Origin of the sequence: Paraburkholderia fungorum (genome assembly GCF_046027215.1) — a bacterium.
Classification (GTDB): Bacteria; Pseudomonadota; Gammaproteobacteria; order Burkholderiales; family Burkholderiaceae; genus Paraburkholderia; species Paraburkholderia fungorum_D.
Genome location: NZ_JAQQEN010000002.1, coordinates 926,585 through 949,013 on the forward strand (window position 1 = coordinate 926,585; position 22,429 = coordinate 949,013).

The window sequence follows — 22,429 nt, forward strand, 5'->3', positions numbered from 1 at the left end:
GAGTGTAGCGCTGCGTTTATTGCAGTGGGGCACGCATTCTCGCCAGGCTTTATCGCTGCGGCACGGTAACATCCATGGTTGGACTGCAAAGCGACGACGCAAATGAAAGGGATGGAGGCACAGTGATCAGGTTTCTACACACCGCGGACTGGCAGATCGGCACGCAATTCGGCCAGTTCGAGCCGGATGAAGCCGCGCATCTCGCGGAAGCGCGCGTTGAAACCGTGCGTAGGATCGCCGCGGAGGCGGCAGCGCGCAAGGTCGACGCCGTGCTGGTGGCGGGCGACGTGTTCGACCTGCAAACCGTGTCCGACACGGTGATCCGCCGTTTGTTCGGCGCGCTGCAGGCATTCTCCGGTGCGTGGATCATGCTGCCGGGCAATCACGACGCCGCGCTGGTGGAAAGCGTGTGGACCCGCGCGCAACGCCTGAACTGCGTGACGTCCAATGTACGGATCGTGCTCGAACCCGGCGTGGTGGAGCTCGAGGCCTGTCGCTGCGCGTTGCTTTGCGCGCCGCTCACCCAGCGCATCACCTACGACGACACCACCGCCTTCTTCGATACCGCCGAAACCCCGCCGGGTTATCACCGCATCGGGCTGGCACACGGCAGCGTCAGCGGCATCCTGCAGGAAGGCATCGATTCGTCGAATCCAATCGCACCGACACGCGCGCAGAGCGCGCGGCTCGACTATCTCGCGCTCGGCGACTGGCACGGTCACTTGCGCGTGAATGAGCGCACTTGGTACGCGGGCACGCATGAGCAGGATCGTTTTCGCGCCAACGACCCGGGCTTCGTGCTCGACGTCACGCTGAGCGAGCCGGGTGCATTACCGGTCGTCGAGGCGGTGCGGGTCGGCAAATATCAGTGGCATCGTTGGGAAGAAACGATTTCGGTAGCGACCGATGTGGACGTGTTGAAGACGCGCCTTACCGAACTGGGCAGTAGCGATGTGCTGCGCCTCGTGGTCAACGGCACGGCCGCGCTGGCGGAGGCCGAAGCGATTCACGTCGCCGTGGAAGAAACCCGCGCGCGAGTGCGCGCATTGCGGGCGGACCTCGGTGGCCTGCAAGTGCTACCCACCGCCGACGATCTCGCCGAACTCGGCGCGCAGAGCGGCTACCTCGCGAAAGTGGTCGCGCGTCTGCGCGGTTTGCAGGAAGACCCGCAGTCCGATCCACACCAGGTGAAGCGCGCGGCCGAGGCGTTATTGCTGCTGGCGCGCTTCCAACGTGAGCTGCCGCGCGAAACGAGGTCCGCATGAAGCTGGAAAGAATCGCGATTCAGGAATTCAAGCAGTTCAGCGGGCGGCTCGTGATCGACGATCTGCAGCCCGGGCTCAATCTGTTCACCGGCCCGAACGAAGCGGGCAAGAGCACGATCGCCGAAGCCGTGCGCGCGGTGTTTCTCGAACGCTACAAGGCCTCGCATCTGAAGGATTTGCTGCCGTGGGGCAAGGCGAGCGGGCAGCCGTCGGTGGAAGTGAGCTTTAATCTCGACGGCACGGCGTGCGCGCTGTCGAAGCACTTCGTGACGCGTCAGCGCTGCGAGTTGAAGATCGGCCAGGCCGTGTTCGGCGAAGACGAAGCCGAAGACAAGCTCGCGGCGTTGCTCGGCTTTTCGCGTGCCGCGCGCGGGCCGCTGAAGGCGGAGAACGCCGGCATCCCTGGTTTGTTGTGGGTGCAACAGGGCGGCACGCAGGAGGTGCGCGATTCGACCGGGCACGCGGCGCAATATCTGCGTGACGCGCTCTCGCAACTCTCCGGCGGTCATGAGTCGGCGGGTGAAGACGCGCTGATCGCCGCCGTGCAACGCGAACTGCGGCAATTGCTGACCGCGCGCACGCAGAAATCGACCGGACCGCTGGCGGAAGCCGAGCAGGCGCTCGCGGCGCTTCTTGCCGAGCGTGACGATCTGGAACAGCAGCGTCAACAGTTCGACGAGAACATCGGTCGCCTTGCCGCGCAGCAGGAAGCCTTCGACGACGCGCAGCGCAAGCGGCCCTGGGACGCGCACGAACAGAAGGCCTTGCAGGCACAACAACGCGCCGATGCGGCGGCTGAGCTGGAGCGCAGTCTGCAGGGGCTCGCGCAGTCGCTGCAATTGAGTGAGGCGGAACTGGCGTTGTCGTTGCAGCAGGAGCAGGGCGCGACGGAACTCGAAGCGGCTGTCGCTCGCGAGCGGCAGCAACTGGATGCGGCGCGTGCCGGCGTGTCCGCAGTCGAGCGCGAGCACGGTCAGGCGCTCGCAAGCGTGACGCAATTCGAGCAGACCTACGGCGAAGCCAATCGCGCGCTCGAACTGGCGAACGCGGCTGTGACCGCGGGCGATCTGCGCAATCAGATCGCCTTGCATCGCGCTGAAATCGAGCGCGTCGAAGCGGCGATCACGGCCGCCGCTCACGCGAACGAGGCCGTTCTCGACGCAACCCGCGCAGCCGCCGCGCTGGAAATCGACGAAACTCAACTGAAGCGGCTGCAATCGCTCGATGTCGGCCTGACGGTGCTGCGGGCGCGTACCGAAGCGGCAATGACGCGTATCGAATACCGCTTGAGCGGCGCGATCACGGTCGGCGGCTCGCCGATCAGTGGCGTAGGCGTGCTGCGGCTGGACGAGGAGAAGCTGATCGGTCTTGCCGGCCTTGGCGAATTGCGCGTGATTCCAGGCGTCTCCGATCTGCCTGCCCAACTAACCGAGTTGGCCTCGCTCGAGGCTCAGCGCGCGCAGGTCATGCAAGTGTTGGGTGTAGCGTCGCTCGGCGAGGCCGAGGCCCGGCACGAGCAATGGAAGGCGCTGGTAGCGCAGCGGAAAAGCCAGGCCAGGATTCTTGAAGTACATGCGCCGCAGGGTATCGACGCCCTGCGTGCGGCGTTGGCTTCGGCGGCCGCACGGCTGCAAACGTCGAATGAGCGTCTGGCGCTATTGCCTGACGTGTCGGCCGCGCCTGAGCTCGAAACGGCGCGCCGCAACGCCGACATCGCGCGTGACGCGCTGGAAGCCGCGCGCAAAGTCCTCACGCAGGCCGCCGAGAAGCGATCGACCGCGGTGGCCACAACCGGGTCGCTCGCAGGACAACTGCAACGCAGGGAAGCGCAACTGCAAGACGACGCGTTTCGCCGCAACCGTGCGCAATGGCAGACGAAAATGGTCGAGCAACGCGTGCACGTCGAGGGCATCAGGAAACAGCTTGAAGGGCGTGAGCGCGAACTCGAAGCGGCGCGTCTGGACGATCCGGCGGCGGAGGCGAAACGCTATCGCGCGTCGGCCGAACTCGCGCGCAATGAGCAGCATGAACGGCAATTGCGGATCGCGCAATTGCGCAGCCAACTGGAGACGGTCGGCGCATCCGGGTTGGGTGAGCGGCTGGCGGCGGTGCAGGCGTCGGTGGAACAGGCGACGCGCCGCAAAGACGAATTGAGCTTGCGCGCCAGCGCATTGAGTCTGCTCGACGAAGTGCTGATCGATGAACGCGATGCAGCGGTGGCGCAGTTGCGCGCGCCGCTGACCGAGCGCCTTGGGCACTATTTGCGGCGGATTTTCCCGCAGTCGACGATTGCGCTCGGCGACGATCTGAGCCCCGCGACGCTGGATCGCTATGGCCGCGCGGATACGCTCGATGCGTTGAGCTTCGGCACGCGCGAACAACTGGGCATTCTGACCCGGCTCGCGTATGCGGATCTGCTGAAGGCCTCAGGCCGTCCGACGCTGGTGATGCTCGACGATGCGGCCGTGCATACCGATGCGGGGCGGCGCGATGCGATCAAACGCGCGTTGATCGATGCGGCCACGCGCCACCAGATTCTGGTGTTCACGTGTCATCCGGAGCTGTGGGACGACCTGGGGGTGAGGCAAAGGGCGATTGAAGATATGAAGGTGGCGGCGTGAGGGTACGCGCCGCTCATTGATACCACCGCGGCGTATAGACCCATGTACCCGTTTCACCGCTGCGTGCAAACGCGCGCGTCGTCGATGATCCCACGATCACCATCGTGCGCATATCCACATCGCACGAGCGCAGTTCACCGAGCGTGATCGTCAGCAACGTGCTGCCGGGTCTTCCGATATCGCGCCCGAGCACCACCTGCGTGGCCGGCACACGAAACTCGCGCACGATATCGAGCGCCTTATCCAGTTGCCACGGCCGCGCGCGCGAGATCGGGTTATAAAACGCCATCACGAGGTCCGCTTCGGCCGCGTGTCTGAGCCGCTTTTCGATGATCGTCCACGGTTTCAGGTTATCGGACAGCGACAGCATGCAGAAGTCGTGACCCAACGGCGCGCCGGCTTGCGCCGCGGTCGCCATCGCCGCTGACACACCGGGCACGATCTGCAATTCGACCGCGCGCCAGTCGGCGTTCGTCGGGCCCCCTTCTTCGAGCGCCTCAAGCACCGCGGCGGCCATCGCGAACACGCCGGGATCGCCCGACGACACCATCACCACCGAGCGTCCCGCGCTCGCCAGTTCAAATGCATGCCGCGCCCGCTGCATTTCCTCGCGATTGTCCGTGCCGTGTACGCGTTGATCGGCGCGTAAGGGGCCGGCCATTTTCACGTAGGTCTCGTAGCCGAGAATATCGGTGGCCTGGTTCAGCGCGGTTCGAGCGGCAGGCACTAACAGGTCGGCGCTGCCGGGGCCGAGACCGATTACCGTCAAACGGCCGCGCGCGCGGCCAATCGTATCCGCGTCGATTGCCAATGCCGATAACGCGAGCGCCACCCCTGCGTCTGCGTCGTCATGTAGCGTTTGATAAGGGACGCGCAGCGCGGCATGCAGCAGATTGCTCGGCGGCTCGCCGTCCTCCGGGCGCGGATGGGCAAAACGCAGCGGCACGTTCAGGCTTGCCGCGGCGTCGGCGAGCGCCGGGTCCGCCATGTGTTCGGAGGAAGCCAGCAATGCCGCGAGCGAAAGCGCCGCAAGACCATGGGCGTCCAATGTTTCGCGGACAAGCGCGGCGATTCGCGCACCTGAACCCGTCTGCGCATCGGGACTGGATTGTGCGTTGAGACCCGTGTTCACAAAGGGGCGAGCGCCAGCACCCGTCACTGCGGCCACCACACTGCGCGGATGAATCACTAGTTCATCCGCGCGGCCACTCCATGTGCGCGGGGTCACCCGAATCGAGAGACGTGCGGTTTCCGAACGCGGCAATTGCGCATCGTCGAGCCACGGCGCTTCGCCTTCGATTCGCGTGCTTTCGCCGGCCAGCAGGTCCGACACGAAGCGCTTGCCTTGCGCGATATCGGCCAAAGCATAGCCCTCGGGTGGATTCAGCACACACGTGCCGAAGCGCAATTCGCCGCTGGTCGTAATCGCGGGCGCGACTGCTAACGCGGCGGCAATCTCGCGCGCCATCAGGTTGACGCCGGCCAGTCCGCCGAGCAACGGCACCACGGCGCTGCCATCTTCGGCGACCGCCAGCACCGGCGGCTCGTTGCCCTTGTTCGACAGCAGCGGTGCCACGCAGCGAATCACAATGCCGGCCGCGCACAACGCGACGATCGGCGTGCCGCGCGCATAGAGCGCCTGCAGGTGCACGCCGAGTTCGGAGTAGGCGATGTCGGCCTCGACACGTCCCTGCAAAGCGTGCACTTGCGCACCCGCATACAGCGTCTGAATCCGCCGGGCAGTCGCCAACGCACCCGCGCCCAGAATCACGATCGCGGGCGGCGTCATCCTTGCCATTTTTCCCCCGGCACCACGAGCAGTGAAAAGTACGGCGAGGCCATCGGATCGACTTCGGCGAGCGGCACGATGCGCTGATTGCCCATCGTCGCGCGTTCGACGTACAGCGCGCGATCCGCGAGGCCGAGTTCGCCGAGCACGCGCCGCACCTTGTCGAAATTGCGGCCGAGTTTCATCACGACGGCCGCGTCCGCATCGGCGAGGCGGCGGCGCAATTCGTCTTCAGGCAGCACGCCGGATAGCACCGACAAGCTCTGATTGCGGTACACCAGCGGCGAGCCAAGCACCGCCGCGCCACCGAGCATCGAGCACACGCCGGGCACCACTTCAGCTTCGAAGCGCGCCGCGAGCCGGTCGTGCAGATACATATACGAGCCGTAGAAAAACGGATCGCCTTCGCAGATCACGGCGACATCGCGCCCTGCGTCCAGATGAGCGGCGACGATTTCCGCCGCCGTGTCGTAGAAGTCGGCGATGATCGCTTCATACGAAAGCGGCGGTTCCAGCGCTTCAGTGGTGACGGGGTAGACGAGCGGCAGATGCTGCTGCGCCTCGTGCAAATGCGCTTCGATGATGCTGAACGCGTTGCCCTTTTTGCCCTTCGCCACGAAATACGCGACCACGGGTGCCGCCTTGAGCAGGCGCAGCGCTTTTAGCGTAATCAATTCCGGGTCGCCGGGACCGACGCCGAGTCCGAACAAACGTCCTTGCACGGTCATTTACTCGATCTCCGTAGCGAGTGCATTGACGGCTGCAGCGGCCATCGCGCTGCCGCCGCGCCGCCCGTGCACCACCACATAGGGCACGCCGCGGCTGTCTTCGGCGAGCATCGCTTTCGATTCCGCCGCGCCGACAAAGCCGACCGGAAAGCCGAGAATCAACGCGGGCTTCGGTGCGCCCGCATCGAGCATATCGAGCAGATGGAACAGCGCGGTCGGCGCATTGCCGATCACGACGACGCTGCCCGCCAGATGCGGCCGCCACAATTCGAGCGCCGCGGCCGAGCGGGTATTGCCGAGTTCGCGCGCGAGCGCCGGCACGTCGGAATGCGTGAGCGTGCAGATCACTTCGTTGTTCGCGGGCAGACGCGCGCGCGTAATGCCCTGCGCGACCATGCCGGCGTCGCACAGAATCGGCGCGCCTTGCATGAGCGCCGTGCGTCCCGCCGTGCCGGCGCCAGCGGAAAATTGCAGGTCTTCAATCACGTCGACCATGCCGCACGCGTGAATCACACGCACCGCGAGCTTTTCGAGGTCGGCGGGGATGCGCGACAGGTTGGCCTCCGCGCGGATCGTCGCGAAGGATTGGCGATAGATCTCCTGACCGTCGCGTATGTATTCAAGCATCTAAAGGGCTCCGGGCCAGGTGTTCAAGCATGTCGGCGGCCTGTTCGATCGTCAGTTGGTGCGCGACGCAGTGGCCGAAACCAGGCTGGCCGTCGCGTCGATAAAGGTCATAGGTGCCGGGCGCCACGGCCAGCAGCGTGAACGGCGCGCAATGCGCAGCGGCGCACGAGCGCGGGCAGCCGCTCAGATGGACGTCGACGCCGTCGGGCAGACGCACGGCCAGTCGCAGCGCGTCGGCTTTGGTGTCGGCGAGGCTTTTGGCGCAGCCCGCCGAGCCGGCGCACGCAATCACGCGAGCGACAGGCTGCGTGGGATCGACCGCGAGGCCTAGCGCGTTCATCGCGGCGAGCACGGCGGGCGCGGCATCCGCAGGAATATCGGGCAGCAGCACGCTCTGCCAGGGCGTCATACGTAACGTGCCGTTGCCATGCTGACGGGCAAGCGTCGCGAGACCACGCAACGTCGCGGCGTCGAGGCGTCCGAGCGGAGGTTGACCGCCTGCATAAGCGGTTCCGGTCGCGCGTTGAGCGTGTACGCCGAGTCGCAGCGAAGCGTCGGCGGGGGCGCGTTGCCAGCCGGCCAGCAATGGGTCACGTGACAAGGGGAAATCGACATACGTCTGGGCACGCCGCAATACCGCATCGACACTACGGGTGGCGAGCAGATGCCGCATGCGGGTTGCCTCGGCGTCGGCGAGATCGAGAAACGTATGCAGCAGGGCTCGCGTCAACGGAACGACTTGCGCGGGCAACACGGTAGCGAGGGCGTCCGCGGCCGTCACGCTTGCGGCGGCAGGCGGGCATCCCGCCAACCCGAATGCGAAGCGCACACCTTCCGGGCGTTGCCATGCCGCCAGCCAGACATCGTGCGGATGGTCTAGCCTGGCAAGGCGTTCGCCGCCGTCCAGCAGTAACGCGAATTTCGGTGACAGCGCGGCGAAGCGCGGCTCGCTTTGCAAAAGCGCCAGAAGCTCGAGCGTCAGCGGTCTGGTATCGAATAGGGCGAACGGATCGCGTCCTGCGGCAGGGCTCACCATCACGTTGCGCACATCGTCCGCAGCAGACGCTGACAAACCGCCGGCTGCGTCCACACCGCCGGCCGCGCCCGCTGGCCCCAGGCCCGCTTCGACCAGCGCCGCGATCAATGCGCTTTCATGCCCGCTCCGCACGCCACGCACCTGCAGATTCGCGCGATTGGTCACCTCGATCACCCCGGCCGCGTGCTGCGCGCTGGCATCTGCAATGACCATGGCTTGCGCCGCGTCCAGTTCGCCGCCCGGCAGCTTGATCCGGCAAATCCCGCCGTCACGCGCGGCGACGACGCGCAACAGCCCCGGGCATGCCGAGGGCCGCAGCGTGAGGGCCGCGTTGGACAAAGCAGTGGAGGGCGAAGCGTGATTCAAGACGGACACCGGTTTAGCGTCGCGCGGCGGCCCGAGCACGCCCCTCGCGGGCATGGCTGCGGCATCGGTACACCCCGCCCGATGTAGGCTGGCACGAACAGTCTCGCCGGCAGGTCTCCTGGCTGGCAGGTCACGGTCCGCCGCTGCCTTCCCGGTCGAACCAGTGGCGCGGAGCGCAGGTGGACTCGCTGCATACAGTTGCGGGGGCAGCCACAGTGACACTGTGTTCCCTCTTCGGCCCCGAAGGGCACCGGCGGCTGTATTATGCCTTTTTTCGAACAGCACAACGAGGCTGGACGCTTTGATCGGCGTGGCACAGCGCACTATTTGAAGATATCGAATGAGGATGGATGCATGCCGGCGTGGCTGACCGTGGTGGGCATAGGCGATGACGGCTTCGCCGGTTTGGGGAGACCCGCGCGGCGTGCTTTGCTGGAGGCGTCGGTGATTTGGGGCGGCGAACGTCATCTGGCGATGCTGCCCGCGCGCCTCGCCGCGCGTCGTGCAGCGTGGCCGCGTCCGTTCGACCTCGCCCCGTTGCTGGCGGAACGCGCGGCCTCCGTATGCGTGCTGGCGAGCGGCGACCCGATGCTGTTCGGTGTCGGCGCGACACTCGCGCGGCAATTGCCGGCCGGCGAGCTGCGGGTGCTGCCGGCGCCTTCGTCGCTGTCGCTGGCGGCGGCACGCCTCGGCTGGCCCTTGCAGGATGTGGCGACGGTCTCGCTGGTCGGCCGTCCGTTGCCGTCGCTCAATGCCCATTTGCACCACGGCGCGCACGTGTTCGTGCTGAGCGCGGACGGGCGCACGCCCGCGGCGCTGGCTGCATGGCTGAACGCGCGAGGGTTCGGCGCGACCCGGATGATCGTGTTCGAGCATCTGGGCGGTGAGCTGGAGCGGCGTATCGACGGTTGCGCTGACCGCTGGTCAGCAGGCGAAGTGGCGGCGCTGAACCTGATCGCACTCGAATGCCGCGCGATTGACGGCGCGCCGCGCCTGCCGTTGACCTGCGGCCTGCCCGATGACGCCTTCCGTCACGACGGCCAGTTAACGAAGCGCGACGTGCGCGCGATCACGCTCGCGCACCTCGCGCCGACCCCCGGCGAGTTGCTGTGGGACGTGGGCGCGGGCAGCGGCTCGATCGGCATCGAATGGATGCGCGCGCACCCGAGCTGCCGCGCGATCGCCATCGAGGGACATGCGGAGCGGCAACGCTTCATCGAACACAATCGCGATGTTCTGGGCGTGCCGGGTTTGCAACTGGTGGCTGGCCGCGCGCCCGACGCACTGGACGGGCTCGCCGTGCCGGACGCCGTATTCATCGGCGGCGGCGTGACGGTGCCGGGCGTTTTGCAGGCCTGCTGGGCGCGTTTGCGCGACGGCGGGCGGCTGGTCGCCAATGCGGTCACCCTGCAGGGTGACGCGGCGTTGGTGGCGTGGCGCGAGCAGCACGGCGGCACACTGACGCGCATTGCGCTCTCCGACGCGCAACCGCTCGGCGGCTTCGACACCTGGCGCCAGGCGCTGCCGATCACGCTGCTGGATGTCACGAAGCCCGCTAACGGCGCGGCCGGCGACTCATCTCCCCAACCGTAATGCGCGAAGAAACGCCCGAACAACCCGCGCCGCTGCGTAGCGGCTATACGACCGGCAGCTGCGCCACCGCGACGTCGCTCGCGGCGGCGCGTCTGCTGCTGGCGGGCGTCGCGAGCGAGGTCGCGGAAATCGTCTTGCCCAAGGGCCAGCATGTGCCGATGCCACTGGTGTTCTGCCGGCTGAACGCCGACGGCGCGGAAGCCGGCACCGTCAAGGACGCCGGCGACGACCCCGACGTGACGCACGGCGCGATCGTATTTGCCCGCGTGCGGCTGCGCGCCGAACCGGGCGTGAGTTTTCATGCGGGACCGGGCGTCGGCACGGTGACACGCGCGGGACTGACGCTGCCGGTCGGCGAACCGGCGATCAACCCGGTGCCGCGCAAGATGATGACCGAGCATCTTCTCGAACTGGCTGCCGAGCAGGGATACGCTGGCGGCTTCGAAGTGACGATCGGTGTCGAAGGCGGTGAAGCGCTCGCGCTGAAAACGATGAATCCGCGGCTGGGCATTCTCGGCGGCCTGTCGATTCTCGGCACGACCGGAATCGTGCGGCCGTTCTCGTGCTCGGCGTATATCGCGTCGATCCATCAGGGTATCGACGTCGCGCGTGCGAACGGCTACACGCATCTTGCCGCCTGCACCGGCAACGCCAGCGAAGACGCGATGCGCGCGCACTACGGACTACCGGATATCGCGCTGATCGAAATGGGCGACTTCGTCGGTGCGGTGCTCAAGCATATGAAGCGCGCCCCGGTCGCGCGCCTGAGCGTGTGCGGCGGCTTCGGCAAGCTCAGCAAACTCGCGGCCGGGCATCTCGATCTGCACAGCCGCCATTCGAGCATCGATCTCCAGCAGCTCGCCGCGTGGGCGGCAGAGGACGGTGCGGACGCGGCGTTGCAGGCCGCCATTCTTGCTGCCAATACGAGCCAGCAGGCGGTCGCGCTGGCGCGCGCGCAACACGTGCCGCTCGGCGATATCGTCTGCCGCCATGCGCTCGCGGTGGCGCGCGCTATCGTGCCGCCGCAGGTGGCCGTCGAGATGTTCGCGATCGACCGGCAGGGCACCCTCATCGGAGCCGCCTCATGACGCGCGTGCTGCTGCTTGGCGGCACCGGTGACGCCTTGCGGATTGCACGGCAGCTCGGCCCCGCTCACGTGTACAGTCTCGCGGGCCTTGGCAAGGTGCCGGACGATCTCGCCTGCGCAGTCCGCGTAGGCGGCTTTGGCGGCACTGAAGGGATGGCGCGTTATATCGAAGATGAACGCATCGGTCTTGTCATCGACGCCACGCACCCGTACGCCGCGCAAATCAGCGCGAATGCAGCACGGGCCGCGCGGTTGGCGAGTGTGCCGTGCTGGGCGCTGCGCCGGCAAGGCTGGCAGCCGCAAGCCGGCGACGCCTGGCGCATGGTTGGCAACTGGACTGAAATGATGGATGCGCTTGCTACGTTCACGCGGCCCTTGTTCACGCTCGGACGCGAACCGCTCGCCCATCTCGACGAGATCGCGCCACACCAGTTCTGGACCATTCGCTGTCTCGATCCGCACGAAGGTCATGCGCGCGCGCGGATTCTGGCCACACGTGGCCCATTTACGCTCGAAGGCGAGCGAGCATTATTCGACGCGCAGGCGTTCGACGTCGTCGTCAGCAAGAACAGCGGCGGCGCCGCCACCGAAGCGAAACTCGAGGTCGCGCGTGAACGCGGCTTGCCGGTCGTCATGCTGCGGCGCCCTGAGTTGCCGGCAGTCGATCGCGAGTTCGGGAGCGTGGCCGAATTGCTCGAGGCGTTAAGGCTCACCGGTTGAACGACGCAGGCACGGTGCGCCGGCCACATGAACCATGGAGTATTGAATGACGGTGTTTTTTATCGGCGCGGGTCCCGGCGACCCGGAACTGATCACGGTGAAAGGGCAGCGCCTCGTGCGCAGTTGTCCGGTGATCCTGTACGCCGGCTCGCTGGTGCCGGAGGCGGTATTGAGCGGGCACGCGGCAGAGCAGGTCGTCAACACCGCCGAACTCGACCTCGACCAGATTATGGCGTTGCTCAAGGCGGCACACGACCAGGGCCAGGACGTGGCGCGCGTGCATTCGGGCGACCCGTCGCTGTATGGCGCGATCGGTGAGCAGATCCGCCGGTTGCGCGCGTTGGGGATTCCGTACGAGATCGTGCCGGGCGTCACGGCGACCGCCGCATGCGCGGCCACGCTCGGTTGCGAACTGACGCTGCCCGATATTTCGCAGACGCTGATTCTCACGCGCTTCGCGAGCAAAACGACGATGCCCGCAGGCGAGCAACTCGCCGACCTCGCGAAGCATCGCGCGACCATGGCGATTCATCTCGGCGTGCGGCATCTGGCGCGTATCGTCGATGAACTGCGGCCGCATTACGGCGGCGCCTGTCCGATCGCGGTGATCTATCGCGCCAGCTGGCCGGATGAAGAAAAGCTCACCGGCACACTCGACGATATCGTCGCCAAAGTGCAGGGTACGAATATCGAGCGGACGGCACTGATTCTGGTGGGCGAGGTGCTGGCCGCGGAAGGGTTTGCGGAGTCGACGTTGTACGCGAAAGACCGATGATTCCTGTTCGCGAGGACTGACGATGTTACGAGTATGCCTGGCCGCCGCCGCGTGCGTGGCGGCGTTATGGACAGGCGCTGCCACGCCGGCCGATCAACCGCTTGCGCCATGGCATGTCGGCGAAGCGACGCGCGTGTTTCATCCCGCGGTCGCGCGTCATTGGCGTGGGGCCCGCACGCAGGCACTCGTGACCCGGATCTGGTATCCGGTCGACGCGGCATTGCCGGAGGCGTCGCACGACATTGGCGCGCCCGGCCAACTGCTTTTTCATGGGCATCCGGCGCTCGAAGGGGCGCCGCTTTCCACCGCGCATGCGAAGTACCCGCTACTCGTCTTGTCGCACGGTACGGGCGGCAGCGCGGACAGTCTCGACTGGCTGGCCTCGGCGCTCGCCGCCGCGGGCTATATCGTGGCAGGCACCAATCATCCGGGTAACAACGCGCTCGAACCGTTGACCCGCGATGGCTTCATGCTCTGGTGGGAACGCGCGACCGATGCAAGCGAGGTGCTCGACGGGGTTCTCGCCGACCCGCTGCTGGGTCCGCATGTCGATCAGAACCGGATCGGCGCGGTGGGATTCTCACTGGGTGGCTATACGGTTCTCGAACTCGCGGGCGCCCGCACCAATCTGCAGGCATTCGAAAGCTTCTGCATGTCGCCCGCTGCCGATGCAATCTGCCATCCGCCGGAAATGAAGCGGCTCCCTGAAGGCGATGAGCCGCCCGAGGCGATGCTCGCGAACCTTTCACCCGAGAGCAAGGCATCCCGGGCACGCGCCGGCGCGTCGTATCGCGACCCGCGCATCAAGGCGGTATTCGCGATCGCCCCGGCGCTGGGCGAGGCGTTCGATCATGCGTCGTTCGCCGATGTCGCGATACCCGTTGAGCTGGTGGCGGGCACCGCTGATGTGACCGCGCCCGTCGACACGAATATTCATCGCATCGCATCCTTGCTGCCAAAGGCGAGCGTCACGATGGTGCCCGGCGCGGCGCATTACACCTTTCTCGACACCTGCCTGCCGGATGTCGTGGAGCGCCTTGCGTTGATCTGCAAGGACGAACCAGGCGTCGACCGCGATGCGGTTCATGCGCGCACGGCGCAGCAAGCGGTCGAGTTCTTCGCCGCGACGTTGCCGGTGAATCATTCCTGACGACTCAGCACGCCGCGTGTTCAGTCTTCCAACGGCGCCAGCGTTTTTTCAAGCGGCACCTTTTTTGCCGGCCCGATGTTGATAGCAGGCACGAAGGACAGCAACACGACCACGAAGATCGCAATCACGAAGAGCGAGATGAAGGTGAGGTGGAGCGACTGATGCAACACGAGACGGATCATGTCGCTATTGCCGAGACTCGTGGCCTGGTTCTGCAGCAGCGCCTTCAGTTGATCCGAGGTGACCGCGACGAGGTCTTTCGAGTGACTGAGCCCGAAGTTGAGCACGGCGCCGAACAGCGTCGCGCCGAGCGTGCTGCCGAGATTGCGCGAGAAGATATTCGACGCCGTGGCGCTGCCGCGTTCGTCGATCTTGACGATTTCCTGGATCAGCACCAGCGAACTGACGCTCGACGTGCCCATGCCAAAGCCCATGATGAGCGAGCCGAACGCCGCGATCAGCGGCGAACCGCCGGGTGCGAGGAACAGCAACAGCAGCGCGCCGAGCGGCACGAACGCACTGCCACCGATCAGAATGCGCCGCAGACCGATGCGATGAAATGATTTCGCCGCCAGGGTGGCGCCGGTGGGCCAGCCGACCATCATCATCGTGAGCGCGAGACCGGCGACCACGGGAGAACGGTGCAGCACGCCCTGCACGTACATCGGCAGGAAAGTGGTGGCGCCCATCAGGATCATGCCGGCGAGCACCGTGGCGGCATTGCACGCGGCAATCGGCCGGCGGCTCCAGAGCGCGAACGAAATCATCGGTTCAGTGGCACGGCGCTCCTGCAGCACGAACAGCAGCACGCACAGCAGGAAGACGCCGCCGGCCATGGACGCCTGCGCGATCTCGTCGTCGCCGGCATAGGTCAGCGCCATCATCAGCGCCGCAATCGCAGCCATGAACAGCCCCGCGCCGGCGAAGTCGATCGACGGACTGGCATGCCGCTCCGATTCGCGCAGGAACACGATGAAGCCCGCCGCGGATGCGAGGCCGATCGGCACGTTCATCCAGAAGATCCAGGCCCACGACAGATCGTGAATGATAAAGCCGCCCACCATCGGCCCGACCACCGCGGAAATCGCCCATACGCTGGCGAGGTAGCCTTGCACCTTGCCGCGCTCGCGCGCCGGATAGAGGTCGGCGACGATGGTGAGGGTGACCGGCTGGATCGCGCCTGCGCCGACGCCCTGGATCAGGCGGAACACGATCATGGCCGGCATGGACCAGGCGAAGCCGGCGAGCACCGAGCCAAGCAGAAAGATCGCGATGCCGGCAAGCACGACCGGTTTGCGCCCGTACAGGTCGGCGAGTTTGCCGAACACGACGGTCATGGCCGTCTGGGTCAGCAGGAATGACGAAAACACCCAGCTATACAGATGCAGATCGCCAAGTTGCGTGACGATCTGCGGCATGGCTGTGGAAACGATGGTGGCCTCGATGGCGACCATCGCCATGGAAGCCATGACTGCGGCAATGACAAGGGGACGCGACGTTTGCGGGTTGCGTGACATGTGGGCGATAAGGTTTAGGATGACAGCTGCGTCTTGCTGTGCGAGCCGGCACTGCGATGCATGAGCCCGGCCGCTGTGGCCGCGGCAAACGTCGAGTATGCACCTTGCGAGGAATGTCTGCCAGACGCGGTGTGTCTGGGTGGCATGGCGTTTGCGCGCTCAGGACTATCTTTGACAGATGGAGGGATTATGAGGATCGAATTCACCGGACGCCGTGAAGTGGTCGCGGCAGCGCGTGTCGCCTTTGAAGCTAGCGTTGATGGGGCCGATGTCTGGTGCAGTGTGTCGCTCGATGCCCTGAATAACCATTTTGGCAATGGCGGGCCGTCGGCACATGATCTGGTTGGTACATTCGAAGCAAACCGCGCGACGATTGAAAATGCTACGCGCAAAGTGCTCGAAAAAAACGGGGGGAAGTCGGTAGAGCTCGAATCGGGGGATTTTAGAACCTAGGGTTTCGATTTGCCTTTCTGCAGCAGCGGCACTGCGCTTTGGTTGCCTGTGGCGTGGGCGTGAGCCGTTGCAACGAGAGACACCGCCCAGCGGTGCTGGGCGGTGTCCGGTGGAACTAGCGGGTCTAGTGCTTAGCCGGTTTGTCGGCCGCACGCTGCTCTTTCGACTTACCGTCCTTGTCAGGAACGATCTTTGTCGTGCCGCCGGTAGAGGGCGGATCGCTCGCCGGAAAGCTGTCCTCGACTTCTTTGTCGATCTGCTTTTCACTCTTGACGGCGTGCGGGTGCTGCTCTTTGTGCTGTGTCATAACAAGTTCTCCTTCGATCAAGCTTGAAATTCGCCTTTGACAATCTTCAAGGCGTCTGCTTGCGACAGTCCGCGTTCCATGGCCTCGATCAAACGCGCCGTCTGCGCTTCGCGTTCGCACGCAAGCACGGCGACCACCTTGCCGTCTTTCACATATAGCGCGACGAATGCCTGCCGATCGAGATCGCCGTCGATGACGACCTCGTCCCATTCGCTTGCATGGCCGAGATACTCGAAACGTTTGCCGAAGTGATAGGTCCAGAAATACGGCACGCCGGCATAGCGATTGCGCGCGCCGCACATGTTTTCCGCGGCGATCCGCGCATGTTGCTGCGCGACGCGCCAATGTTCGATGCGGACCGGTTCCTGATCTTCGTGCAAGGGAAAGACGGCGATATCGCCGGCTGCGTAAAGTCCTGGCGCGGCCTGCATGCCCGCGTTGACAATCACGCCGCCATCTTTTTGCAGCGGCAGTCCTTCGACAAAACCGGTGGCCGGTGCAACGCCCGTGCCGAGCAGCACGACGTCGGCGGCGACATGATCGCCGTTCTCGAGCATCACTTCATGCACGGAGTCTTCCTCGCCTTCGAGTGAAATCACCTTGGCTTCGAGGCGGAACGTCACGCCGTTGCGTTCGTGCAATTCACGGAACATGGCGCCGGCACGCTCACCGAATTGCTTCGCGAACGGCACTTTGTCCGGCGCGATGACGGTTACCTGGGTGCCACGTTTGCGCAGCGCCGAAGCAGTCTCCAGACCAATGAAGCTGCTGCCGAGAATTGCCACCTGCGCCGTCTCGCCGATTGACTCGACAAGGCTTGCGGCGTCGTCGAGCGTACGCAGCACGTGCACGCCGCCGAGATCATGGCCGGGGATCGGCGGAATCTTCGGCACGCTGCCGGTCGCGAGCAGCGCACTGTCGTACGCCAGTTCGCCACCGGTTTCGAAGTGGAGGGTGCGCCGTGGGACATCGAGACGCACGACCTTCGCCGTAATACGTTCGACATCGTGCTGCTCGAACCAGCCGGGCGCGAGTAGCGGCGGCACGTCGGCGGGCGCCATCTCGCCCGACGGCACGAATTTGCTGAGCGCGGTGCGGTCGTAAGGCGCGTGCGGTTCTTCGCCGACCAGTGTGATGCGGCCCGTAAAGCCGCATTCGCGCAATGCAGCACACGCCGCGGCGCCGGCCGCGCCCGCACCGATCACCGCGTAGTGAGGATGGTTCGTGGACGCATGACTCGCTGGTTGCGGCAGTTTCTCCGGCGTAACCATCACGTCATCGCCCGCGACGACCACGGGATATCGATCGAGCCCGACCAGCGCGGGCGGTTCGAGCACCTTGCCGGTGGCGAGATCGAACGCGCCTTTGTGCCACGGGCAGATGATTCGTCCATTGCATACGGCGCCTTGCTCAAGCGGGCCGCCGGCATGCGGGCAATCCGCCGCATAGGCGCGCACCGTATCGCCATCGCGTATCAGCAGGATATTTTCGCCATCCACCACAACGCGCTCAGCGTGATCCGGCCGCAATTGCGAGAGCTGGGCGACGCGGCGGGCAGGCGTTGGCATGGTCGGTTCCTTGCGATTAGTAAGGGATGCCCGTGTGTCCGCAATCCGTGTGCCCGGATGCCACGCCTATCCGATAAGGCTGCCGGCGCGCGGTACGCTATGGTGAACGGCGGAAGTGCGGTAAATTTCGGTGCAAAGGGAATTAGCGCACGAACAGCGTGGTCCGATGTGCGCGCCTCGGCTTGACCTGCTCTTTCTTTCATGGAGATCGTGACCGTGCAACGTGCGGAACGTGTCGCAGTCGATTTCCCCATGCCGTCGCGCAATTTCGCGGCGACGCGGCGCATGCTCCTGATCGTGCTCGCCGTTTCGATTGCGTTCCCGCTTGCCTGTCTCGCGGGCTATGGTTATTTCGATTACCAGCGCCGGATCGCCGATTCGAACGACATGATCGACCGGCTCGCGCGCGTGACCGAGGAACAGGCCGTCAAGGTGCTGGACCTCAATCAGCAGATGGCCTCGCGCTTGATCGAATTGCTCGGCAATGAAGATGACGCGCAGATCCGCTCGCGTGAGCCTGAATTGCACGACCGTTTGCGCGAAATCGGCGGCGACTTTCCGCAGGTCGCGGCAATCTCGGTGCTCGGGGCGGACGGCGACCTGCTGGTGTCGAGCCGGGTCTCGCCAGCGCCGGCGCTGTCGATCGGTCAGCGCGAAGATTTCAGGTCCGCAAGAGCCATGCGCCCGCAAGCCTATTTCTCGCTGCCGATGTTCGGGGCACTGTCGCAAACCGACGTGTTCAACACCCTGATCGGGCGCTCGGGCGAGAACGGCCAGTTTCTCGGGGCGGTGTCGGTGGCGCTGCGCAATGATTACTTTTCGCGCTTCTATCGCGATCTGACCGATGGCGATGAGTCGCTCGCGCTCGGTCTGTATCGCCAGGACGGCAACCTGCTGGTGCGCTATCCGGCGTGGCCAGCGGGCGCGAAGCCCAGCGTGCACAGCGCGTTCACGGCGGCGTTGCGCGACAGACAGCTGTACGGCCACATCCGCCTGAATTCGACGGTGGATGGCGTGGAGCGGCTGCTCGCATTCCGTCGCGTCGGCGACTATCCGCTCTATGTGATGAGCGCGTATGCCACGGCCTCGATCGGGGTCGCGTGGCGCAGTCATTTCATCATGATCGCGGCGATTACCGCCGTGCCGTGCGCCGCGATCTGGCTGCTGGTGTTTTTCTCGCTGCGCCAGCTCGACGGTGAGCGGCGCGCGTGGGAGCGCTGGCAGGGCGAAGTGGCGATGCGTCTGTCCACCGAAGCGTCAAGCCGGCAATTGCAGCGCATGGGGGCGCTCGGCAACCTCGTCGCGAATGTCGCTCACGACTTCAACAACCTGCTGATGGTGGTGTCGGCCAACGCCGAGCTTGCGCGCCTGAAGCGCTTTAACAACGTGGAAAAGGAAGTGCTCGCGGTGGAGCGTGCCACCGCCACGGCCGAATCGCTGACGCGGCGCCTGCTGAGCGTGGCCAAAAAGCAGCCGCTCAAACAGGAGCAGGTCGACCTCGCGACATGGCTGCCGGCCGCCGCGCCGCTGATCGACGCGGCGCTCGGCGACAACATCGAAATGGCCTTGAATCTGGTCGATAACGTCTGGCCAGTGCTGGCCGATCCCACCGACCTCGAATTCGCGATCATGAACCTGGCGGTCAACGCGCGCGACGCGATGCCGCGCGGCGGCCGCTTCATGATCCGTTGCCAGAACAACCGCCTCGTGGGCAGCGACACCTTGCTACCGGACGGCGAATACGTGCTGATTGCCTGTTCGGACGACGGCGAGGGCATGTCGGAAGCAGTCGCGCGGCGTGCGTTCGAACCGCTTTTCACCACCAAGCTGCGTGGTTCGGGCACGGGCCTCGGCCTCGCGCAGGTTCAGGCGATGTGCGAGCAGGCCGGCGGCGCGGCCAGAATCGACAGTGTGCCGGGCAGCGGCACGACGGTCCGGCTCTATCTGCCGCGCTATCGCGAACGTCAGAGTGCGCTTGCACCCGACGTCGAAGCGGTGCAACAACCGGCGCCTGCGTCGCTCGGCGTGGTGCTGCTGGTGGAGGACAACGAGGACGTGGCAGCGGGCGTCGCCGCGGTGCTGGAAACCTTCGGCTGCGAAGTGCGGCATGAGCCCACCGCCGACCAGGCACTCGGCGTGCTGGAAGGGGGTGCGAAGTTCGAACTCGTGCTGTCCGATATCCAGATGCCCGGCAAGCTCAACGGTATCGACCTGGCGGAGAAAGTGCGTAGCGCGTGGCCGGCGCAAAAGATCGCGCTGATGACCGGCTACGCCGACGAACTCGAACGGGCGCGCCGGCTGGGCGTGGCGATTCTCGCCAAGCCGTTCAATATCGACGAACTGCACGCGCTGGTTGCCTGCGAGCCTTGAACGTGTCCCCAGCCGGCGTCGGCGGAACGTGTCCGAGCCGCTCTTCATCGACGCCGATGCGGTGCGCTACGAGCAGATTCTGTGGAACCTCGTCAGCAACGCGGTGAAGTTCACGCCGCCGGGCGGGCGCATCAATCTGACCCTGTCGCGTGAAGACGGCCACGCATGCGTCGAGGTGCGCGACACCGGGCGCGGTATCGAGGCGGCGTTTCTGCCGAACGTATTCGACATGTTCGGCCAGGCCGAAGGAGCGCATCGGCGACATAGCGGTGGGCTGGGCATCGGGCTCGCACTCGTCAAACAGCTTGCCGAAATGCACGGCGGGCACGTGAAGGCGGAATCGGCGGGCGCTGGCAAAGGGGCGCGTTTTCGTGTCTGGCTGCCGACGGACAGTGCGGCGGTGCAGATTGGACAGCCGGAGGCGTCTGCGGACGTGAGCCTGCTCAAGGGCATGCGAATACTGCTGGTGGACGATGCAATCGAAAGTTTGCAGGCGTTTCAGAGCCTGCTTGGGCTCGAAGGCGCGCAGGTGTACCCGCAGACCAACGGCGCCGCGGCACTCGCAGCCGCAGAGCAACAGTCTTTCGAACTGATTCTGTCCGATATCGGCATGCCCGGCATGGACGGTTACGAACTGATCGCGGCGTTGCGCAAGCTGCCGGGTACAGCGACCGTGCCGGCACTCGCGCTGACGGGTTTCGGCCGTCCGCAGGATGCGACACGGGCGATCCGCGCCGGTTACGACGGCCATCTCGGCAAACCGGTTTCACCGCAGGCGCTGCTCGACAAGATTGCGCGCGTGACGACCGCCAACCGCTGATCCCTTACGCCGGTTTAATCCGGCGCTCGCCGGGACGATCCGCCAGGCCTTGACATGGCCTGGCGGACTGTTGACGTGAGAGGCTACTTCTTTTCCTGGGCCGCGTCGCACTTGCCGAGCGCCGCCGCGCCGTTCAGACGCGCGCGTTTGAGCAACGCCTGCTTTCCTGGTCCGACAGCGCCGGCAGCGCGTCAAACGCCGAGCAGATGCAGCACGATATCGCGGTGCTGCGTGTGACGGCGATGTTCGAACAGATAGAGACCTTGCCACGTGCCGAGCACCATCTGCCCGTACTCGACCGGCACCGACAATTGCACCTGCGTCAGCGCCGTGCGCAGATGGGCGGGCATATCGTCCGACCCTTCGGCGTCGTGTTCGTAACGCTCCGCGTCCTCTGGCGCGAGGCTTGCGAAGTAGCGTTCCAGGTCGCGTTGTACTGAAGGATCGGCGTTTTCCTGGATCAGCAACGATGCGGACGTGTGCCGGCAAAACAGCGTCAACAGACCGGTGCTGATCGCCTGCTCGCTGACGAAGCGGCGCGCTTCGGCGGTGAATTCGACGAGCCCGCGGGTGCGCGCCTTGACGCTCAGATGATGGATGGCTTGTCGCATGATATTCGATCGGGGTGTTCGATGTACTGGTTCACGCGGGGTGGGGCGGTCGGGTTTCTCGTCGCCCGTGCGGGGTCAGAGCGAGGCGAGGGCCTCCGTGATCTCGGCGGCGCTGGTGGGGCGCACGACGCGTGCGACTTCCGTGCCGTTGCGCATGAAGATCAGCGTGGGCCACAGTTTGACCTTGAAGGAGCGGCCGAGCGGGCGACCTGGGCCGTCTTCGATTTTCAGGTGCCGGACTTGCGTGTGGGGTTCGAGTGCTTGCGCGATGGAGGGTTGCGCGCCCTGGCAGTAGCCGCACCAGTCGGTGCCGAATTCGATGATCGTGGCGCCCTGGAAGGTGTTGATCTCGGCGCGAGATGGGGCTTTTTGTGCGTACAACTTGGGCTCCAATTGGTTTGGGGGTTTTTTGCCTGTGCAGGCGGCTGGGTTTGGGTGGCTTTTTTTGTGTGGTTTTTGGTAAGGGTAGCAGTTATGGGGGGTGTTGGTTGCCTTTGGCGGCGGCATTTTCTGGTTCTTGCCTCTTTGGCCTTTCCTTGTTTTGTTATTGGTTTTATTAGCGTTCCCCCTGTGCGGGGGGGCACCTACTTTTCTTTGCCCACCAAGTGGACTTCCTTCGGGGCGCCGGCCGCAAAGAAAAGTAGGCAAAAGAAAGCGGCTCACACCGCCAATTTTTAAGCGGCTCCCCTGGCTTGGAGGGTGCAGTGGCTCCGTAGAGATTGGCCCTCCGCACCTTCCGGCGTGAGTGACCAAGCCGTCATTCCTCCGGCGGCGCTGCGCGCGCCGGGGCGGTGCTTCACAAAACCAATCCGATTGGTGTTCTCAGCTCCTCGCCGAGGCGAAGCCGATGGCCCCCACCGCGCACAAACGAAGCGCCCGGTTTCCGTGGTGGACCCAACCGCGACGCACGTAGTGCGGAGTGGGAGCGGATGACGGCTGTGTCACTGGCGCTGATGGACCGAGGTGTGATCCGTTAATCGCACCACCAGCCCCTCCAAGCCAGGGGGCCCACTTAAGAGTTGGCGG

19 protein-coding genes and 1 riboswitch are annotated in these 22,429 nt (G+C 65.3%); of the genes, 10 read left to right on the forward strand and 9 right to left on the reverse strand.

Annotated elements, in window-relative coordinates; translation table 11 throughout:
* The first annotated feature begins 122 nt into the window (after nucleotides 1–122).
* Entirely contained in the window at nucleotides 123–1,265 is a 1,143-nt protein-coding gene (locus PQR27_RS24795; protein ID WP_408526275.1) for a metallophosphoesterase family protein, read from the forward strand.
* On the forward strand, nucleotides 1,262–3,886 hold the full coding sequence (locus PQR27_RS24800; protein WP_408526276.1) for an AAA family ATPase: 2,625 nt from the start codon (nucleotides 1,262–1,264) through the stop codon (nucleotides 3,884–3,886). The genes PQR27_RS24795 and PQR27_RS24800 overlap by 4 nt, the downstream gene beginning before the upstream one ends.
* Before the next feature lie 13 nt (nucleotides 3,887–3,899).
* On the opposite strand, the gene cobJ is transcribed toward PQR27_RS24800, so the two are convergent.
* The 4 genes from cobJ to cobG are packed head-to-tail and all read right to left on the reverse strand — an operon-like array spanning nucleotide 3,900 to nucleotide 8,441.
* A complete protein-coding gene (gene cobJ / locus PQR27_RS24805) occupies nucleotides 3,900–5,675 on the reverse strand; it encodes a precorrin-3B C(17)-methyltransferase (protein WP_408528288.1) in 1,776 nt (591 codons plus the stop codon).
* Nucleotides 5,672–6,403, reverse strand: a complete 732-nt coding sequence (locus tag PQR27_RS24810; protein WP_408526277.1) for a precorrin-2 C(20)-methyltransferase — start codon at nucleotides 6,401–6,403, stop codon at nucleotides 5,672–5,674. Before PQR27_RS24810 ends, cobJ begins: the two co-directional genes overlap by 4 nt.
* Nucleotides 6,404–7,030 (reverse strand): precorrin-8X methylmutase, encoded by a 627-nt coding sequence (locus PQR27_RS24815; protein WP_408526278.1) that lies wholly within the window; start codon nucleotides 7,028–7,030, stop codon nucleotides 6,404–6,406. It lies immediately after the preceding gene.
* Nucleotides 7,023–8,441, reverse strand: a complete 1,419-nt coding sequence (gene cobG / locus PQR27_RS24820) for a precorrin-3B synthase (protein ID WP_408528289.1) — start codon at nucleotides 8,439–8,441, stop codon at nucleotides 7,023–7,025. Before cobG ends, PQR27_RS24815 begins: the two co-directional genes overlap by 8 nt.
* An 82-nt stretch (nucleotides 8,442–8,523) precedes the next feature.
* A riboswitch (cobalamin riboswitch) is annotated at nucleotides 8,524–8,702 on the reverse strand.
* Nucleotides 8,703–8,786: 84 nt separating this feature from the next.
* On the opposite strand from cobG, the gene cbiE reads away from it, so the two are divergent.
* From cbiE to PQR27_RS24845, 5 genes are read left to right on the forward strand one after another with little or no spacing between them, the layout of a single operon-like run.
* Complete coding sequence (gene cbiE, locus PQR27_RS24825) at nucleotides 8,787–10,025, forward strand: precorrin-6y C5,15-methyltransferase (decarboxylating) subunit CbiE (RefSeq protein ID WP_408526279.1); 1,239 nt, start codon at nucleotides 8,787–8,789, stop codon at nucleotides 10,023–10,025.
* Nucleotides 10,025–11,113, forward strand: coding sequence for a cobalt-precorrin-5B (C(1))-methyltransferase (locus PQR27_RS24830; protein WP_408526280.1), 1,089 nt, complete (start codon nucleotides 10,025–10,027; stop codon nucleotides 11,111–11,113). Before cbiE ends, PQR27_RS24830 begins: the two co-directional genes overlap by 1 nt.
* A complete protein-coding gene (locus PQR27_RS24835; protein WP_408526281.1) occupies nucleotides 11,110–11,832 on the forward strand; it encodes a cobalt-precorrin-6A reductase in 723 nt (240 codons plus the stop codon). The genes PQR27_RS24830 and PQR27_RS24835 overlap by 4 nt, the downstream gene beginning before the upstream one ends.
* A 46-nt stretch (nucleotides 11,833–11,878) precedes the next feature.
* A complete protein-coding gene (gene cobM, locus PQR27_RS24840; RefSeq protein ID WP_408526282.1) occupies nucleotides 11,879–12,607 on the forward strand; it encodes a precorrin-4 C(11)-methyltransferase in 729 nt (242 codons plus the stop codon).
* A gap of 22 nt (nucleotides 12,608–12,629) precedes the next feature.
* Complete coding sequence (locus PQR27_RS24845; RefSeq protein ID WP_408526283.1) at nucleotides 12,630–13,757, forward strand: alpha/beta hydrolase family protein; 1,128 nt, start codon at nucleotides 12,630–12,632, stop codon at nucleotides 13,755–13,757.
* A gap of 20 nt (nucleotides 13,758–13,777) precedes the next feature.
* Here PQR27_RS24845 and PQR27_RS24850 read toward each other — a convergent pair whose 3' ends face one another.
* Nucleotides 13,778–15,274: an MDR family MFS transporter gene (locus tag PQR27_RS24850; RefSeq protein WP_408526284.1), complete on the reverse strand. Its 1,497-nt coding sequence runs from the start codon at nucleotides 15,272–15,274 to the stop codon at nucleotides 13,778–13,780.
* Nucleotides 15,275–15,463: 189 nt separating this feature from the next.
* On the opposite strand from PQR27_RS24850, the gene PQR27_RS24855 reads away from it, so the two are divergent.
* Nucleotides 15,464–15,727 carry a DUF1488 family protein gene (locus PQR27_RS24855; protein WP_408526285.1) on the forward strand — a complete coding sequence of 88 codons (264 nt, stop codon included), beginning with the start codon at nucleotides 15,464–15,466 and terminating at the stop codon, nucleotides 15,725–15,727.
* 124 nt (nucleotides 15,728–15,851) lie between these two features.
* Here PQR27_RS24855 and PQR27_RS24860 read toward each other — a convergent pair whose 3' ends face one another.
* Nucleotides 15,852–16,034, reverse strand: a complete 183-nt coding sequence (locus PQR27_RS24860) for a hypothetical protein (RefSeq protein WP_408526286.1) — start codon at nucleotides 16,032–16,034, stop codon at nucleotides 15,852–15,854.
* Nucleotides 16,035–16,051: 17 nt separating this feature from the next.
* Complete coding sequence (locus PQR27_RS24865; RefSeq protein ID WP_408526287.1) at nucleotides 16,052–17,602, reverse strand: FAD-dependent oxidoreductase; 1,551 nt, start codon at nucleotides 17,600–17,602, stop codon at nucleotides 16,052–16,054.
* Between the two features lie 216 nt (nucleotides 17,603–17,818).
* Here PQR27_RS24865 and PQR27_RS24870 point away from each other — a divergent pair, with 216 nt between their 5' ends.
* A complete protein-coding gene (locus tag PQR27_RS24870; protein ID WP_408528290.1) occupies nucleotides 17,819–19,972 on the forward strand; it encodes a hybrid sensor histidine kinase/response regulator family protein in 2,154 nt (717 codons plus the stop codon).
* 28 nt (nucleotides 19,973–20,000) lie between these two features.
* Nucleotides 20,001–20,792, forward strand: a complete 792-nt coding sequence (locus PQR27_RS24875; RefSeq protein ID WP_408526288.1) for a hybrid sensor histidine kinase/response regulator — start codon at nucleotides 20,001–20,003, stop codon at nucleotides 20,790–20,792.
* A 191-nt stretch (nucleotides 20,793–20,983) separates the two neighbouring features.
* Here PQR27_RS24875 and PQR27_RS24880 read toward each other — a convergent pair whose 3' ends face one another.
* Both PQR27_RS24880 and PQR27_RS24885 read right to left on the reverse strand, forming a co-directional pair.
* Complete coding sequence (locus PQR27_RS24880; RefSeq protein WP_408526289.1) at nucleotides 20,984–21,403, reverse strand: secondary thiamine-phosphate synthase enzyme YjbQ; 420 nt, start codon at nucleotides 21,401–21,403, stop codon at nucleotides 20,984–20,986.
* Nucleotides 21,404–21,478: 75 nt separating this feature from the next.
* Complete coding sequence (locus tag PQR27_RS24885; RefSeq protein ID WP_408526290.1) at nucleotides 21,479–21,784, reverse strand: thioredoxin family protein; 306 nt, start codon at nucleotides 21,782–21,784, stop codon at nucleotides 21,479–21,481.
* Nucleotides 21,785–22,429 lie beyond the last annotated feature (645 nt).